General features: G+C 58.4%; 12 protein-coding genes. 10 read left to right on the top strand and 2 right to left on the bottom strand.

Annotated elements, in window-relative coordinates:
- Positions 1–2 precede the first annotated feature (2 nt).
- The 9 genes from ACVDG4_RS19375 to ACVDG4_RS19415 all read left to right on the top strand — a co-directional run bounded on the left by ACVDG4_RS19375 (position 3) and on the right by ACVDG4_RS19415 (position 13,566).
- Complete coding sequence (locus ACVDG4_RS19375) at positions 3–1,763, top strand: ABC transporter ATP-binding protein (protein WP_447236316.1); 1,761 nt, start codon at positions 3–5, stop codon at positions 1,761–1,763.
- A 16-nt stretch (positions 1,764–1,779) separates the two neighbouring features.
- Positions 1,780–4,233, top strand: a complete 2,454-nt coding sequence (gene nirB, locus ACVDG4_RS19380) for a nitrite reductase large subunit NirB (protein ID WP_447236317.1) — start codon at positions 1,780–1,782, stop codon at positions 4,231–4,233.
- The gene (gene nirD / locus ACVDG4_RS19385; protein WP_209172541.1) at positions 4,230–4,577 is read left to right on the top strand and encodes a nitrite reductase small subunit NirD; all 348 of its coding nucleotides are present in this window, start codon (positions 4,230–4,232) and stop codon (positions 4,575–4,577) included. The genes nirB and nirD overlap by 4 nt, the downstream gene beginning before the upstream one ends.
- Before the next feature lie 49 nt (positions 4,578–4,626).
- The gene (locus ACVDG4_RS19390) at positions 4,627–7,317 is read left to right on the top strand and encodes a nitrate reductase (protein WP_447236318.1); all 2,691 of its coding nucleotides are present in this window, start codon (positions 4,627–4,629) and stop codon (positions 7,315–7,317) included.
- Positions 7,292–8,782, top strand: coding sequence for a siroheme synthase CysG (gene cysG, locus ACVDG4_RS19395; RefSeq protein ID WP_447236319.1), 1,491 nt, complete (start codon positions 7,292–7,294; stop codon positions 8,780–8,782). Before ACVDG4_RS19390 ends, cysG begins: the two co-directional genes overlap by 26 nt.
- Before the next feature lie 177 nt (positions 8,783–8,959).
- Entirely contained in the window at positions 8,960–10,309 is a 1,350-nt protein-coding gene (locus ACVDG4_RS19400; RefSeq protein ID WP_447236320.1) for an aspartate aminotransferase family protein, read from the top strand.
- Positions 10,306–11,391 carry an anhydro-N-acetylmuramic acid kinase gene (locus tag ACVDG4_RS19405; protein ID WP_409688961.1) on the top strand — a complete coding sequence of 362 codons (1,086 nt, stop codon included), beginning with the start codon at positions 10,306–10,308 and terminating at the stop codon, positions 11,389–11,391. The genes ACVDG4_RS19400 and ACVDG4_RS19405 overlap by 4 nt, the downstream gene beginning before the upstream one ends.
- Positions 11,392–11,422: 31 nt before the next feature.
- On the top strand, positions 11,423–12,784 hold the full coding sequence (locus ACVDG4_RS19410) for an FAD-dependent oxidoreductase (protein WP_447236321.1): 1,362 nt from the start codon (positions 11,423–11,425) through the stop codon (positions 12,782–12,784).
- Between the two features lie 164 nt (positions 12,785–12,948).
- Positions 12,949–13,566 carry a GntR family transcriptional regulator gene (locus ACVDG4_RS19415; protein ID WP_447236322.1) on the top strand — a complete coding sequence of 206 codons (618 nt, stop codon included), beginning with the start codon at positions 12,949–12,951 and terminating at the stop codon, positions 13,564–13,566.
- A gap of 15 nt (positions 13,567–13,581) precedes the next feature.
- On the opposite strand, the gene ACVDG4_RS19420 is transcribed toward ACVDG4_RS19415, so the two are convergent.
- Positions 13,582–14,976 carry an L-serine ammonia-lyase gene (locus ACVDG4_RS19420; RefSeq protein ID WP_447236323.1) on the bottom strand — a complete coding sequence of 465 codons (1,395 nt, stop codon included), beginning with the start codon at positions 14,974–14,976 and terminating at the stop codon, positions 13,582–13,584.
- 236 nt (positions 14,977–15,212) lie between these two features.
- Here ACVDG4_RS19420 and kynU point away from each other — a divergent pair, with 236 nt between their 5' ends.
- The gene (gene kynU / locus ACVDG4_RS19425) at positions 15,213–16,433 is read left to right on the top strand and encodes a kynureninase (RefSeq protein ID WP_447236324.1); all 1,221 of its coding nucleotides are present in this window, start codon (positions 15,213–15,215) and stop codon (positions 16,431–16,433) included.
- Here the strand turns inward: kynU and ACVDG4_RS19430 are convergent.
- Positions 16,426–17,808: a putative bifunctional diguanylate cyclase/phosphodiesterase gene (locus ACVDG4_RS19430; RefSeq protein WP_447236337.1), complete on the bottom strand. Its 1,383-nt coding sequence runs from the start codon at positions 17,806–17,808 to the stop codon at positions 16,426–16,428. The genes kynU and ACVDG4_RS19430 overlap by 8 nt on opposite strands.
- Positions 17,809–17,896: the final 88 nt, after the last annotated feature.

Genomic DNA, 17,896 nt, shown 5'->3' on the forward strand with positions numbered 1-17,896 from the left:
TGATGTCCTTTTTGGAAATCTCCGGCGTCTCGAAGTCTTACGGTGAAGGCGCCAGCCGCACCGATGTTCTGGACGACATCAATCTCAAGGTCGACGACGGCGAGTTTATTGCCATCGTCGGGTTCTCGGGAACCGGCAAGACGACCCTCATCTCTCTGCTTGCGGGCCTGATCGAGCCGGATACCGGCGGGATCATCTTCAAGGGGAAAGAGATTGATGGACCGAGCTCGGACCGGGGTGTCGTGTTTCAGTCCTACTCCCTGATGCCGTGGCTGTCGGTCACTGGAAACGTCGCCCTCGCGGTCGACAGTGTCTTCAAGAAGAAGAGCGCCAGGGAGCGTAAGGAAATCTGCGACAAATACATCGAGATGGTCGGTCTGGCCCACGCCAAGGACCGCAAGCCGGCGGAACTTTCCGGCGGCATGCGGCAGCGCGTGGCGGTCGCCCGGGCTCTTGCCATGCAGCCCGAACTCCTACTGCTCGATGAACCGCTGTCCGCGCTCGACGCCTTGACCCGCGCCAAGCTACAAGATGAATTTGCAGCGATCTGCGAGCAGGAAAAGAAGACCATCGTTCTCATCACCAATGACGTGGATGAAGCGATCCTGCTGGCAGACCGGATTGTTCCATTGAAACCCGGAACGTCCGCCACGCTTGGGCCGGAATTCAAGGTTCCGTTTAAACGTCCGCGTGACCGGGGCGAGCTCAACCATGATGACGACTTCATCAAGCTTCGGGCAGACATTACCGAATATCTGATGGCGGTTGGGGCCGAACGCGGCGCGGATCTGGAACGTGACATCGTCCTGCCAAACATCGTTCCGATCACCCAGCGGTTGAAGTCGGATGACAAGCTGCCGGTCGTCTATGAAAAAGCTGCGGAGACACTGAAAGACGAGCGCTTCCTGGAGTTCTCCCAACTCAAGAAGGTCTATCCGACACCAAAGGGTCCGTTGACCGTTGTCGATGGCTTCGATCTGAAGATGAACAAGGGCGAGTTCATCACGCTGATCGGCCACTCCGGCTGCGGCAAGTCGACGGTTCTGTCCATGGTCGCAGGTCTCAATCCGATCACCGAAGGCGCCATCATCCTTGACGGCACGCACGTCACACAGGCAGGGCCCGACCGGGCGGTCGTGTTTCAGGCACCGAGCCTGATGCCTTGGCTGACGGCTTATGAGAATGTCGCCCTTGGCGTCGACAAGGTCTATCCGGATGCGTCGAAGCAGGAAAAGCGCGACGTCATCGAATACTACCTGTCCAAGGTTGGTCTCGCCGATGCCATGCAAAAACCGGCGGTTGATCTGTCCAACGGCATGAAGCAGCGCGTCGGGATTGCCCGCGCCTTTGCACTGTCGCCAAAACTGCTCCTTCTCGATGAACCATTCGGCATGCTCGACAGCCTGACACGCTGGGAATTGCAGGACGTTCTGATGGACGTCTGGAAGCGCACCCAGGTGACGGCGATCTGCGTCACCCATGATGTCGATGAAGCGATCCTGCTCGCCGACCGGGTGGTGATGATGTCGAACGGCCCGAATGCGCGGATCGGCAACATCATGGAGGTGGATCTGCCGCGCCCGCGCTCGCGCAAGGAACTGCTGGCTCACCCGGATTACTACGCCTACCGCGAAGAACTTCTCGACTTCCTTGAAGCCTATGAGGGCGGCGCGGATCCGAGTGAAGACCAACTCAAATCCATCCAGGAAAAACGTGCTGCGCGCATGGCCCGTCAAAAGGCCGCGATCGAAGCAGCGGAATGAAAGGGGGATGGCAACCATGACGAAACAAAAGCTTGTCATCATCGGCAACGGCATGGCGCCGGGCCGGATGCTGGAGCATCTGTTTGATCAGGACAATGACGCTTATGACGTCACGATCTTCAACGCCGAACCACGGGTGAACTACAACCGGCTTATGTTGTCCCCGGTCCTCTCCGGTGAGAAGTCCTATGAAGACATCATCACCCATGGTGACGACTGGTACGCCGAGCATGGCGTGACCCTGCACAAGTCGGCCCGGGTCTCGGATATCGACCGGGCTTCGAAAACCGTCACATCGGAAAACGGCATTGCCGCCGACTACGACAAGCTGGTCATTGCAACCGGGTCGAACCCGTTCATCATCCCGTTACCGGGCAAGGACCTCAAGGGCGTCCTGACCTATCGCGACCTCGATGATGTCGACCAGATGCTGGACGCCGCAAAGGGCGGTGGCCGCGCCGTTGTGATCGGTGGGGGACTGCTTGGCCTAGAAGCCGCGGCCGGTCTGAAAATGCAGGGCATGGAGGTCACGGTCCTTCACCTGATGCCGACGCTGATGGAACGCCAGCTCGATCCGGCAGCCGGGTTTCTTCTGGAGGAAGAATTCAGGCGCCGCGGCATTGATGTGCGCACCAAAGCCAACAGCCATGAAATCGTCGATGACGGTTTCGGGAACGTCAAAGGTATCCGGCTGGATGACGGAACTGAGATCGAGGCGAGCATCGTTGTGATGGCGGTCGGCATCCGCCCGTCCGCCGATCTTGCAAAAACGGCCGGGCTGGATGTCAATCGCGGCATTCTCGTTGACGACACCATGCGCACAGCCGACCCGGATATTTATGCCCTCGGCGAATGCGTAGAGCACAATGGCCAGTGCTACGGCCTGGTTGCCCCGCTCTACGAGATGGCCGAGGTCATAGCGGACAATCTCCTTGGTGGCGCCTCCGAGTACTCTGGCTCGGTGACGGCAACAAAACTGAAAGTCACCGGCGTCGATCTTTATTCGGCTGGCGATTTTGCCGAAGGCGAAGACCGTGAGGAAATCGTCCTGCGCGATGCGTGCGCCGGAGTCTACAAACGCCTCGTTTTGAAGGACAACAAAATCATTGGCGCGGTGCTTTACGGCGAGACAGCCGATGGCCCGTGGTTCTTCGATCTTTTGAAAAAACAATCAGATGTCTCGGAAATGCGGGAGACCTTGATCTTTGGCCAGGCGTATCAGGGGGGCGCCCCCCTGGACCCTACGGCGGCCGTTGCAGCCTTGCCGGATGATGCGGAAATCTGCGGCTGCAACGGCGTATGTAAATCAAAAATCGTTGGTGCTATCACTGACAAGGGTCTGACCACCCTTGATGACGTGCGTGCCCACACCAAGGCTTCGGCATCCTGTGGGACCTGCACCGGATTGGTCGAACAATTGATGCAGGTGACCCTTGGCGAGGCATATAATCCGTCCGCTGTCACGCCGATGTGCGGCTGCACGCATCTCGGGCATTCGGATGTGCGTCGGCTGATCAAGTCCAAGGGACTGAAGACCATTCCGGCCGTGATGCAAGAGCTGGAATGGACATCCTCCGGCGGCTGCGCCAAATGCCGCCCGGCGCTGAACTACTACCTCGTCAGCGATTGGCCCGATGAATATGCGGACGACTATCAGTCCCGTTTCATCAATGAGCGCGTCCACGCGAACATCCAGAAGGACGGGACCTATTCCGTTGTGCCGCGCATGTGGGGCGGGATGACCTCCTCCAAGGAGCTGCGCGCGATTGCCGATGTCGTCGACAAGTTCAACATACCTGCGGTGAAGTGCACCGGCGGCCAGCGCATCGACATGCTGGGCATCAGGAAAGAAGACCTGCCCGCTGTCTGGGCCGATCTCGGCAAGGCCGGGTTCGTGTCCGGGCAGGCCTATGCGAAAGGCCTTCGGACCGTGAAGACATGTGTCGGCACGGACTGGTGCCGGTTCGGAACACAGGACTCCACTGGGCTCGGCATCCGGATCGAGAAGTTCATGTGGGGCTCCTGGACACCGGCCAAACTGAAGCTGGCTGTCTCCGGGTGCCCGCGCAATTGCGCCGAAGCAACCTGCAAGGACATCGGTGTTGTCTGTGTCGATAGCGGCTTCGAGATCCATTTTGCGGGCGCGGCTGGGCTCGACATCAAGGGAACCGAGGTTCTCGGTCTCGTCAAAACCGAAGACGAGGCCCTCGAACATATCGTCGCGCTCACGCAAATGTACCGCGAGCAGGGTCACTATCTGGAGCGGATCTACAAATGGGCCAAACGCATCGGCTATGACGAGATCCGCCGTCAGATCATGGACGACACGGACAAGCGCCAAGCTTACTACGACCGTTTCGTCTTCTCCCAGAAATTCGCCCAGGTCGATCCGTGGTCGGAGCGTGTCTCCGGCAAGGACAAGCACGAGTTCAAGCCGATGGCAGTACTCACGCGGGAGGCGGCCGAATGAATGCGGAACTGAAGAATTGGGTCGCGATCGGCGACCTTACCGACATCCCGCGCGAGGGCGCCCGGGTGGTGAAAACCGATGCGGGCTGCATTGCTGTGTTCCGCACTGTTGACGATGAAGTCTTCGCGCTGGACGACCGCTGCCCGCACAAGGGCGGGCCGCTCAGCCAGGGCATTGTCCATGGCACGTCGGTCACCTGTCCCTTGCACAACTGGGTGTTTGATCTGGCAACGGGTCTTGCAACCGGTGCCGATGAAGGCGCAGTCCCGGTGACGGCCGCCAAAGTCGAGGGCGGCAAGGTGCTCCTTGCCGCCGACGATCTGGCACGCCGGTCGGCAAGCTGACCGCGTCCATCCAATCAAAATTCGAGGAAAGCCCAAGGAGCCGCGCCCGATGACCGGCACATCAAAAGAAAAAACGGTCAAGACCACCTGCCCTTATTGCGGGGTCGGGTGCGGGGTGCTGGCAACACTCAAGGAAGACGGATCGGTGGGAATTGCCGGTGATCCGGATCATCCGGCCAACTACGGCCGCTTGTGCTCAAAGGGGTCGGCGCTGGGGGAAACCCTGTCGCTGGAAGACCGGCTGCTTCATCCGGAAATCGGCGGCAAACGGTCCGATTGGGACTGCGCGCTCACCCTTGTTGCCCGCAAATTCTCTGAAGCTATCAGAGATCACGGGCCGGACAGCGTTGCGTTTTATGTCTCCGGCCAGATCCTGACCGAGGACTATTACGTTGCCAACAAGCTGATGAAAGGCTTCATCGGCTCGGCCAACATCGACACGAACTCCAGGCTCTGCATGGCCTCGTCCGTTGCCGGCCACCGGCGCGCGTTCGGCAGCGACACCGTTCCGGGAACCTATGAGGATCTTGAAACCTGCGATCTTCTCGTGCTGGTCGGGTCAAACCTTGCCTGGTGTCACCCGGTGCTGTTTCAGCGGGTCGAAGCGGCAAAGGCAAACAATCCGAACATGCGGGTCGTCGTGGTCGATCCGCGTGAAACGGCAACCTGCGCCATCGCCGATCTGCACCTTGGTTTAAAACCCGACACGGATGTCGCGCTGTTCAATGGCCTGCTGGCCTTCCTTGCCGAAACAGAAGCCCTGGATCGCAGCTATATCGCGGCCCATACGAACGGCTTTGAAGAGACACTCGCGGCAGCTGGTCCTTGTGAAATCAACCGGATCTCGGATGAAACCGGCCTGACGCCCCATGACATCGCGACCTTCTACACACTGGTCGCACGGACGGAAAAGACGGTCACCCTCTACAGCCAAGGCGTCAACCAATCGGTCGTCGGGACAGATAAGGTCAATGCGATCATCAACACGCACTTGGCAACCGGTCGGATCGGCAAACCGGGAATGGGCCCGTTCTCTGCGACGGGCCAGCCAAATGCCATGGGCGGAAGGGAGGTCGGCGGCCTTGCCAACATGCTTGCCGCTCACATGGCGATCGAAAACCCGGAACACCGTGCGCTCGTGCAAGACTTCTGGCAGAGCCCGGTCATTGCATCAAAACAGGGGTTGAAAGCGGTTGACCTTTTCCAGGCGGCAAGGGACGGCAAGATCAAGGCGCTCTGGATCATGGCCACCAATCCGGTCGACAGCCTGCCGGACGCCAATGGAGTCGCCGAAGCGCTCAAGACATGCCCGTTCGTGGTCGTCTCCGATGTGACCCGGGCAGCCGATACCGTCGCCTATGCGGATGTTCTTCTGCCTGCCGCGGCCTGGGGCGAGAAGGACGGCACCGTCACCAATTCCGAGCGGCGGATTTCACGGCAAAAGAAGTTCCTGGACCTGCCCGGTGACACAAAACCCGATTGGTGGCAACTGGCGGACGTTGCCCGCCGGATGGGGTTTGAAGACGCGTTTCACTACGATGGCCCGGACGCTGTTTTCCGGGAACACGCGGCACTGTCCAATGCCGGAAACAACGGCTCACGGGATTTTGACATCAGTGCCCTGAAAGACATCTCGGCAGCCGAATTCGACGATCTTGAGCCCGTCCAGTGGCCGCAGGGCGGGGCAACCGTGTGCAATGGCGAAACGCGGTTCTTTGCTAAGGGTGGTTTTTTCACACCGAACGGCAAGGCGAATTTCATTGCAGTCTCTCACAAGGAACCGCGCAAGCGCGAACGGCGGTTCCCGCTGATTCTGAACACCGGCCGGATCCGCGATCATTGGCACACCATGACGAGGACAGGCAAAACGCCACGCTTGTCTTCGCATATTGCCGAGCCTTTCGCCGAACTCCACCCGCAAGATGCGCGCGATGCCGGGATTGCTGCAGCCGATCTGATGGAAGTCAAAAGCCCACACGGGTCTGCCGTTGTCCGGGCGCAGATCACCGACCGGGCGCAGAAAGGATCTGTGTTCGTGCCGATGCACTGGACCGATCAGGTCAGCTCCAAAGGCCGGATCGATGCCGTGGTGGCGCCGGAAACAGATCCGGTGTCCGGTCAGCCCGGTTCCAAGTTCACACCTGTTGCCATTCGCAAACTGGAATTTGCCTGGCATGGCTTCGCCGTCTTGCGAGAAAAGCCGGATCAGCTCGATACCGGATATTGGGCCGTTGCGCCGACAGAAGGCGGCTGGCGGGTCGAACTGGCGGGCGACAGGTCTACCAATCCCGAAGATCTTGCCGGCCGTCTCCTTCCCGAAGATACAGAATTCCTGCGGTTTGAAGACGGCACAACGGGCGCACTCAGGATCGCTGGCTGGACCGGCGCAAACCTTGCCGGAGCGTTTTTCTTCGCGCCTGATCCCGTCGCTGTTTCCCGGCCGTGGGCCTGCGGGTTGTTGACCGCTGAAACGTCGAACAAAGATCAGCGGTTCCGGGTTCTTGCGGGCCGTCCACCGGCTGACCTTCCCGACAAGGGCGCAATCGTCTGCTCCTGCTTTCAGGTCGGCAGTTCGGAAATTGCCGCAGAAGCAGCCAAAGGCGCGACCACTGTTAAGGCGATCGGCGCTTGCCTGAAAGCCGGGACCAATTGCGGGTCTTGCCGCTCTGAAATCCAGACCCTGCTCGACGCTGTTGCCAAGGAGACACGTGAAGATGCCGACATCGCGCAAGCCAGCTGAACTGCGCCCCAAACGGCGTGCGGCAAGGGTCGAGCCTTTGGCGAGCCTGCCGTTGTTCTTTCCGCTTGAAGGCCGCAAGGTGGTTCTCGCCGGAGGAACGGACGCAGCCGCCTGGAAGGCAGAACTTCTGGCCGCCAGCGGGGCAGAAGTCCACATCTTTGCCGAAGAGCTCAGCGAGGTGTTTGAAACGCTTCTGGAGCGGGGCAGCGTGAAGGGCCGCTTTGTTCACCATGCCCGTCCGTGGAGCACGGACGTGATTTCAGGGGCAGCGCTTGCCGTCGCCGATGCCCCCTCGGACGGCGCGGCACAGGCCTTTTATTGCGCCGCCAAGGCCGCAGGCGTTCCGGTCAACGTCATCGACAATCCGCCGTTTTGCGAGTTCCAGTTCTGCTCCATCGTCAACCGCTCACCGGTCGTCATCGGCATCTCGACCAATGGCGTCGCCCCGATCCTCGGTCAGGCGATCCGGCGGCGGATTGAAACGCTGTTGCCAACCTCGCTTCAGGACTGGGCAGCGCTTGCGGGCCAGATCCGGGCCCGCGTTCTGGAAAGCCTCGCACCGGGAGCAGAGCGCCGCCGGTTCTGGGAACGGTTCACCGACATGGCCTTTTCCGGAAAGGCTGCCGCAGAAGAGGCCACAAGCCGTGATCTGGAAGACGTTTTCGGCGAGGCCGCTCACGTCGGGCAGGGCCGGGTGACACTGGTCGGTGCAGGACCGGGCGATGCGGAAAACCTGACCCTGAAGGCCATGCGGGCGCTTCAATCCGCCGATGTCATCCTGTTTGACGATCTGGTCGACGACAGTGTTCTGGAACTCGCGCGCCGTGAAGCCAAACGCATGCTGGTCGGCAAGCGCGGCGGACGGGAAAGCTGCCGTCAGGAAGACATCAACGACATGATGGTGTCGCTCGCCGGACAGGGCAAACACGTCGTCCGGCTGAAATCCGGCGATCCTATGATTTTCGGACGGGCGGGTGAGGAACTGACGAGACTGGCTGAGGAAGGCATTCCGGCCAGCGTCGTTCCCGGCATTACCGCAGCCTCTGCAATGGCCGCCGAACTTGGCGTCTCGTTGACCCACCGTGATCACGCTCAGGCCGTTCGTTTTGTAACGGCACATTCGCGTCAAGGCGCGCTGCCCGATACAGTCGATTGGACCGGACTTGCTGATCCTGCAACAACCACTGTTTTTTACATGGGGCGCCGCATGGCAAGCCGGATCAGCGAGCGGTTGATTTCTGAAGGCCGTCAGCCGAATACTCCCGTACGGGTGATGGCCAATGTTTCCCGGCAGAATTCGGCCAGCTGGTCAGGCGCATTGTCAGACCTCGCTGACGGAGTGGAGAGCTTGGCAACAGACGGTCCGGTATTGATTGCGGTTGGCGAAGTCTTTGCCAACGTTGGACAAGCAGCCGAAGTAGTGCCGTATCATGAGACGGAACACCGGGCTGCTGTTGCCAACTGAGCGGCCCGTAATTCACCAACAATGGTTTACGTCTGAGGCTTGCTAACACCCGGTCGATGACTCAGCCCTTCCCGTTTGAAAGGAAAGGTTCTAGCTTGGGCTTCAGCTAGGGCGGCGGAACTGAGTTGCTCTTGGCTTTCAAGTCATTGTCGATCCAGAAGGTCTCAGAGGCGGTTCATGACGCAGCTCCCAAATTCCCTTGAAGCCCGCGATGTCGCGGTCCAGCTTCATTCCTATGCAGATGCCCGGAAGCAAGAAGAGACCGGATCACTTGTGATCGACAAGGGCGAGGGAATTTATGTCACCGACATCAACGGCAAGCGCTACATTGAGGGCATGGCCGGCCTTTGGAGTGTTGCCGTCGGTTTCGGGGAAAAACGTTTGGTCGATGCTGCCGCCCGTCAGATGGAAAAGCTGCCCTACTACCACACCTTCACTTACAAGACGCACGGTCCGTCGATCGAGCTTGCCGAAAAGCTCATCGAGATGGCGCCGGTGCCGATGTCCAAGGTCTACTTCACAAATTCCGGGTCCGAGGCCAATGACACGGCGCTGAAACTGATCTGGTACCGGTCAAATGCGCTGGGCCAGCCGGAGCGCAAAAAGGTAATCTCGCGGGTGCGCGGATATCATGGCGTGACGATTGCGTCGGCCAGTCTGACCGGCCTTCCCAACAATCACCGCTCCTTCGATTTGCCTCTGCCGCAAGTCCTGCACACAACGAGCCCGCATTACCGCAGCCAGAAGAAAGACGGTGAAAGCGAGGCGGATTTTGCAAAGCGCTGTGCCCAGGATCTGGAAGATCTGATCATCGCTGAAGGCCCGGAGACAATTGCGGCCTTCTTTGCAGAGCCTGTCATGGGGGCGGGCGGTGTGATCGTTCCGCCGGACGGGTATTGGGAGGCGGTTCAGCCTGTTCTGAAAAAATACGGCATACTGTTTGTCGCCGACGAGGTCATTTGCGGGTTTGGCCGGACCGGAAACATGTTCGGGACCCAGACCTACAATCTGCAGCCTGACATCATGACCCTGTCGAAGGCATTGTCATCCTCGTATCAGCCGATCTCGGCGCTCTTAATCAATGACAACGTCTATCAGCCGATTGCAGACGAATCGCACAAGATTGGCGTCCTTGGTCATGGTTATACCGGTAGCGGCCATCCTGTTGCGGCGGCGGTTGCCCTGGAAAACCTGAAGATCATTGAAGAGCGCGATCTCGTTGGCAACGTGCGCGCGATGGCGCCACTTTTTCAGAAGCGGCTCGCCGGTTTGGCGCAAAACCCGCTGGTGGTTGAAACCCGGGGGATCGGGCTCATCGGTGCGGCAGAGCTTCACCACGAGGCGTTGGCAGAGACGCCCGGTGCCTTGGGCGCCCGGACAAATGCGGTGTTTCTCGAAAAGGGCCTGATCTCGCGTAACATGCTGGACGCCATGGCGTTCTGCCCGCCGTTGATCATCACCGAAAATCAGATCAATGAGATGTTCGACATTGCGGAGGACAGCCTCCAGGCGGCAGCGCTTCTATGACCGATTGGTCGATTGTCGGCACGATCAGCGGCACATCGGCCGACGGCATTGATCTGGCTGAGATCAAAACCGACGGACACCAGGTGAGTGCGTTTGGCGTAGCTGAGACCATCAGCTACCAGCCGGAAACGCGAACGCGTGTTTTGGAAGCGGCGGCGCGGAAGGGAACGGGCCGGGAGGCCTGGCCGGATCTGGCCCGAGCCGTGACCGAAGACCATGCCGAGGCTATTTCCGTTTATCTCGCAAGCAACGGTTTGGCGCCGGATGCTGTCGTCTTTCATGGGCAGACCGTGTGGCACGATCCGGACAAAGGAGAGACTGTTCAGCTCGGCGACCCGCAACTGTTGGCGGACACGTTGAAGGTCCCTGTGATCGGCGACGTTCGCTTGGCAGATATGGCGGCCGGAGGCCAGGGCGCACCGCTTGTTCCAGTCTATCATCAGGCGCTCGCGCGATCTCTGGTCGGCGGTGAGCAGGAACCGATCTGCTTTTTGAACATAGGCGGTGTGTCCAATCTCACATTCATAGATGGCGAAACACTACATGCATTCGACATAGGGCCGGGGAATGCGCTGCTGGATGATTGGATCCGGCGTCATGGGGCTGGTGACTATGATGCTGGTGGTGAGATTTCGGCACAAGGCAAAGTTTTGGAAGACCGTCTTGCTGATGCTCTATCCCATCCGTTTTTGTCTGAGGCTGGACCAAAGTCATTGGACCGGTACAGCTTTTCCGGAGACTTCGTTGAAGGATTGAGCCTTGAAGACGGCGCGGCAACACTTCTGGCGTTCACGGTCGGGGCGATTTCAAAAGCAGAAACACTTTTGCCAAAACGTATAAAGTTGTGCTTGGTCTGTGGTGGCGGGCGCCATAATCCCGTGTTACTCCGCCGATTAGAGGAAGAGCTGTCCGGTGACGTCGTTTCGGCCGATGTTTACAACATCGATGGCGATGCGCTTGAAGCACAAGCGATGGCGTTTTTGGGCGCGCGGCTGCTGGCCGGATTGCCGACAACCTTCCCGGAAACGACCGGAGCCAGCGGCCCGGTGATTGGCGGACGGCTCTACCAGCCCGGAGAGTAAGTTCCGCTTCTCAAGAGGTTTTGGAGGCATCGTGAAGACAATCACGGAACCCGCGCGCGAAATTGACGTCATTCATGAAACCGATGTTCTAGTGGTGGGCTCTGGCCCGGGCGGCCTGTCTGCTGCACTTGGCGCCGCGCGCGCCGGCGTTGATGTGACGCTTGTGGAGCGTTTCGGCTGTTTGGGCGGAAACATCACGGCAGTGGGTGTCGAGGGCTTTGCCTGGTACCGGCACGAAAAGACCGTTGATACGGAAGGCGTCGGCCGGGAATTCGAAAGCCGCGCGCGCGAAGCCGGTGCAACGACCCCGGAACCGCAATCCGACAGCGATGCGATTGATGCCGAGGGCTTCAAGCTGGTAGCCGACAATCTGGTTGAAGAAGCCGGGATCCGGCCGATGATGCATCGTGCCTTCGCTGCCCCGATCATGGACGGCAATGAGATCAAAGGCATTATTACTGAGAGCAAGGCGGGCCGTGAAGCGATCCTCGCAAAGCGCGTCATTGATGCAACCGGCGATGCCGACATTGCCTACCGCGCCGGGGCCGAGACGCAAAAAACGCCAGTTGAGGAAATGCAGGCGGCGTCTGTCATGTTTTCCATGAACGGTGTCGACAAGAAAAAGTTCATGGAGGCGGTTAAGGCCGATCCGCACACCTACAAGGACTGGGAAAGCGGCGAATGGACGGTGGAAACCACCGGCAAGGAGGACAAGATGTTCTCGCCATTCCTGAAGAAGCCGTTCAAGCAGGCCCTGGAAGCCGGTATTATTCCGGCCCATCTGCAGACCATTTCCGGGACCTGGGGCGCTGTTTATGACAGCGGAGATCTGACCTATCTCAATCTGGTGCACTTGCCGGAGTGCGACGGGACCGATCCGGATTCCATGACAATGAACGAGATCGAGGGCCGCCGTCAGGCCATGCTCGCGGTTCAAGCTCTGAAGCGCTATCAGCCGGGCTGTGAAGACGCTAAGCTGCGGAATTTCGGCATGACCATCGGTATTCGGGACACCCGCAAGATCCTGGCAGCCTATGACATGACCGGCCACGATGTTCGCGAGCAGGGCCGGTTTGATGACAGCGTTGGCATATTCCCGGAATTCATCGATGGGTACGGCATTCTCATCCTGCCGACCACGGGCCGTTATTTCCAGCTGCCGTACCGTACCATGCTGCCGAAGGGCGTGAAGAATCTACTCGTTGCCGGACGTGCGACCGGAGGTGACAAGGTCAGCCATGCGGCCACACGGAACATGATGTGCTGCACGGTGACCGGTCAGGGCGCGGGCGTTGCCGCTGCAATCTCCGTGAAACATGGCATCGACCTCGATGCGATGGATATTGCTCTGCTGCAAACCGAACTGAAGCGTCAGGGCGTCCGGCTGCACTAAGCCTAACCTGACAATGCCAATGCTGTCCCGGCCTCGCGCCGGGGCCAAAAAACCATGGCCCCGGTTCAAGACCGGGGCAGCGCATTTCATTCACATAGCTCGTCTTCGTGCACTGCCGGACTATCGGCTTGGCATAAGCGCTTCCGCAGGCTATCAGATTTGGCATGAACGGATCTGAAATCTATCACCGGCTGATCGGCCTCATCGAAGAACGCACGCTCAAGCCGGGCGACCGGTTGCGCGAAGCCGATCTGGCCGAAAGTTTCGGTGTGTCCCGCACGCCGATCCGTGAGGGGTTGAAGCGGCTTGAGGCGCAAGGCCTTGCTGTGCACGAACCCAACCGGGGCATGGTGATCCCGACGCTCGATCATAACCAGATCAACGAAGTCTATTTCATGCGGGAAGTTCTGGAGGGGACGGCTGCAGGCCTTGCCGCAAAACATGCCTCGAAACCGGAGATCGAAATCCTTCAGGATTTGGTGGATGCGGACCGCAAACGGGTCACCGATACGGACAGCCTGGTCCGCTCAAACCGGGAGTTTCACCGGCGCCTGTGCCTTGCCTCGCACAACCGCTATCTCGTCGATCAGATCGAGCATTTGCGCCTGTCCCTGATCCTCATGGCAGGAACAACGCTCGACACACCGGAGCGCCGGGAAACGGCCGTCGAAGAGCATGCAGCTATTGTGACCGCGATTGCCGACGGCAACTCCAACGTTGCCGAAACAGCTGCCCGGCTTCACATTGCTCATGCCCACAAAACCCGTCTGCAGCAGATCTGAATTTTTGGGCGGGTATCAGCATTCCACGATGTTGACCGCCAGACCGCCTTTGGATGTTTCCTTGTATTGCTCCATCATGTCCATGCCGGTTTGGCGCATGGTCTCGATACAGCCATCAAGCGGAACAAAGTGCGAGCCGTCGCCGCGCAAAGCCAATGAGGCCGCCGTTACGGCTTTCACAGCGCCGAGTGCGTTGCGCTCGATGCATGGCACCTGGACGAGGCCGGCAATCGGATCGCAGGTCATGCCCAGATGGTGTTCCAGGGCAATCTCAGCAGCATTTTCGATTTGCTCATTGGTGCCACCTAGTGCCGCGCAGAGCCCCGCTGCAGCCATGGCGGAAGCTGAGCCGACTTCGCCCTGGCACCCAACTTCGGCACCAGAGATCGAGGCATTCGACTTGATGATGCCGCCAATCGCAGCAGCTGTGAGCAAAAACGTTCGAATGCCATTGGCGTCCGCGTCGGGGCAATGGTCAAGATAGTAGCGGGTGACCGCCGGAATGACGCCTGCAGCGCCATTGGTCGGGGCTGTGACAACCCGCCCTCCGGCGGCGTTTTCTTCATTGACTGCCATGGCATAGACACCCAGCCAGTCGACGACATTGTGTTCAAACGGAGGGTTTGAGCGGCCTTCTTTGAGAAGCTTTTGGTAGATGTCAGCAGCCCGTCGCTTCACCTTCAAGCCGCCTGGAAGGATGCCTGACTGAGTGATGCCGCGATTGATACAAGCGTCCATTGCAGACCAGAGTTTGTCGATGCCCGCCTCGACCTCTTGCTTTGTTTTGTCTGCACATTCATTCTGCAGTTTCATGTCCGCAATGCTCAGGCCATGGTCCTGGCCCATCTCCAGCATTTGTTTGGCGGAAGCGAACGGGAAGGGAACTTCCTGCCGGGCGAGCTCATTGACCGGTTCGTTGGTTGTCTTGCGCAGTTCTGCTTCACTGGCGACGAAGCCACCACCGATAGAATAAAAGACAAAACTGTCGAGTACGGAGCCGTCGCTGCCAAGAAGATGAAAGGTCATGCCATTCGCATGAAGTGGCAATGAGGGGCCGTAGTCAAAGATCACGTCCTTTTCCGGATGGAACGGAAGGTCAAAGAGACCGTCGATCCGCAAGCGCTGGGCTGCGGCCAGTTGCTCCAGCATCGGTTCGACTTGGTCCGGGTCCAGCGTGTCCGGAGTAGCGCCCAGCAATCCAAGGCAGACCGCCTTGTCGGTGGCGTGTCCCTTTCCGGTAAACGCCAAAGACCCATGAAGCGTCACTGTGATGCGTGACGCCGACCGGCATACGGTCGGGTTGGCTCTCAGACGATCAACGTAGCGGTGAACTGCTACCATCGGTCCGACAGTGTGTGAACTGGAGGGGCCGATACCGATCTTGAAAATATCAAAAACGCTGATGAACATCGTTACAGAGTGCTCTTACCTTTGCCGGGAACCGGTTGTGTGACAGATGAGGCGAAAACTATCAGGTCTCACCGCCCAAAATGGCAGTATAACGAGCAATTCTGTGTTGATTGCGACATTTTCGAAACGACTGATTTTCCTGTGAACATCGGCTTGGGGAAACAGTTGTTCCGTTGGTTGCCCTTTGATAGCGTGCGGCTCCCAACAAATCAGACCAACTGGTACAAGAGATCCATATGCAATCCCAGCACCCTTCTGACAAAAATGACGTCCTTCGTACGAAAAAGGATGCATTCAAGATACCGGAAGGCGTGATCTACCTGGATGGGAATTCGCTTGGTGTCCTGCCGAAAAATGTCCCGGCCCGGCTTGCCGAAGTTGTCGAGCAGGAATGGGGAACGAGCCTCATCAAATCCTGGAACGAACACAGCTGGTTCGATCTGCCACTGCGGGTCGGAAATCGAATTGGCCGGCTGATCGGAGCGCCTGAAGGCTCAGTTGTGGCGTGCGACAGCACTTCTGTAAATGTGTTCAAGGTGCTCGCAGCGGCTCTCTCTCTCCGGCCGGACCGGAGGGTGATCCTGTCCGACAACGGGAACTTTCCAACAGATCTCTATGTGGCGTCCGGCTTGTCCGAGTTGCTCGACAAAGGTCACGAGTTGAGGGTCGTCGCACCCGAAGAGGTGGAGGCGGCAATAGCCGAGGATGTTGCGGTTGTTATGCTGACACAGGTCGACTACCGGACGGGTCGTTTGCACGATATGGCAGCGTTGACTGAAAAGGCTCACCAAGCGGGTGCACTCGCGATTTGGGACCTGGCGCATTCAGCAGGTGCGATCACAGTCGATCTGGAAGGGGCAAAAGCCGACTTTGCCATTGGGTGCGGGTACAAATACCTCAATGGAGGACCTGGGGCGCCAGCATTTCTTTATGTGGCTGAAGGTCATCAGGAGAAAGTGACATCCCCGGTCACGGGTTGGATGGGGCACGAGGCGCCGTTTGCTTTCGATCTCGATTATCGCGCTGTTCATGGTGTGAACCGTATGACGGTTGGAACACCGGCGATCCTGTCGCTGTCCAGCCTTTATACCGCTTTGGACGTCTTTGAAGATGTCGACATGGCTGACATCCGGAAGAAGTCCATCTCCTTGAGCGAATTGTTTATTAAGGAGGTAGAGGAGAAATGCCCGCAGCTAACACTGGCGAGCCCGCGCGATCCGGAAACCCGCGGCAGTCAGGTATCGTTCCGATTTGAGGAGGGGTATGCTGCCATGCAGGCGTTGATTGCGCGTGGCGTGATTGGCGATTTCCGGGCACCGGATGTGATGCGTTTCGGCTTCACGCCGCTCTACCTGTCTCATCAGGACGTGGTTGACGCCGTTGCGATCCTTGCAGACATCCTTGAGACCGGAAGCTGGGACCGGCCAGAATACAAGAGCCGGGCAAAAGTCACTTAGACGATATGTTCGCCTGTTTTTCCAGGAAGCCCAAGAACCGGTCCTCCGGGACCGGTTTTGAATAGAGGTAGCCTTGGAACCGGTCGCAGCCGTTTTCCGTGAGCCAGTCTCTTTGTTCGACGGTCTCAACGCCTTCGGCCACCACGGTGGCGCCCAATGCGTCTGCAAGGGAGAGGATCAATTTCACGATCGCCCCACCGTTCGAGATGTCATTGATGAACATCCGGTCGATTTTAATACCGTCGATCGGATAGTTATAGAGATAGGCAAGGTTCGAATAGCCGGTGCCGAAATCGTCAATGACGATGCTGTAACCGATGATCTTGAGTTCGTTCAACGCGGTAAGTGCGTCCGGGATCTCGCCTAGAACGACATTCTCCGTAATCTCCAGGATGATTTTCGTAGGATCGCAGCCATAAATATCCGGCAAATCCATCATGAGCGCGGTGAATTCCGGATCGGACAACTGCCAGGGCGAGACATTCATTGAGATCGAGATATCAAACCCGCGTTGCTGGAACCGAGTTTGTGCCTGCGCGACGCTTCGGCAGACCCACGCGCCGATCCGGTTGATCAAGCCCGTGTCTTCGGCAAGCGGAATGAACTGATCCGGCGGAACAAGCCCTTTTTCTGGGTGAAGCCAGCGGATCAACGCTTCGGCGGATACAGTTTCGCTGGAGGCGGTCAATGCGATCGGTTGGAAGTAGAGAGCGAACTCGTCCTCCTCGATCGCTCGTTCCATATCTTTTTTCAGTGCAAGATTTTCATCCCGCCGGAGCCGCATCGCGTCATGAAAGCGGACGCATTTCTCCTTAGAGTCCTGCTTGGCCTGGTAAAGGGCCAGATCTGCGTTCCGGATCAGGTTGTCGATAGAGCGGCCGTCCTCTGGATAATGTGAGTAACCAATACTCAGACTCACACTGCGCGGGTGACCATCGATCATCTGCTGATAACTGAAGCTTCCGAGCAACGATTTGCCGAACCAGCCCGGACCTTCGGCCTCCGGGTCCTCAAGGTGACAGATGAGAAATTCATCGCCGCCCAGGCGCGCAACAATGTCCTGAGGACCTGCAATCTCTTTCAGACGGTTGCCAACAAGCTGCAGCAAGGCGTCCCCGGCGGCGTGGCCCATCGTGTCATTGATGGCTTTGAAGTCGTCCAGGTCGACGAGATATAATGTAGCCGTCAAACCCTTTGTCGCCGCATCTGCGAGCAACTTTGACAAACGCTCGGTCAAATAGGTGCGGTTCGATAGTCCGGTTAGAGCATCATGGCTCGCCAGATACTGGGCCCGCTCCTTTGTTTCATGAAGCTCGGTAACGTCTATCTCACTGACTAGGGTCTGTGGGGATTCACAAATCAGTACGGATGTGATTCAAGCTTTGGATGGATCGCTTTGTACTGACAGACGCCCAATGGGTTAAGATTGAACCACACTGCCTTGGCAAACCGACAGACCCTGG

The sequence above is a fragment of the Roseibium sp. MB-4 genome, assembly GCF_053005265.1.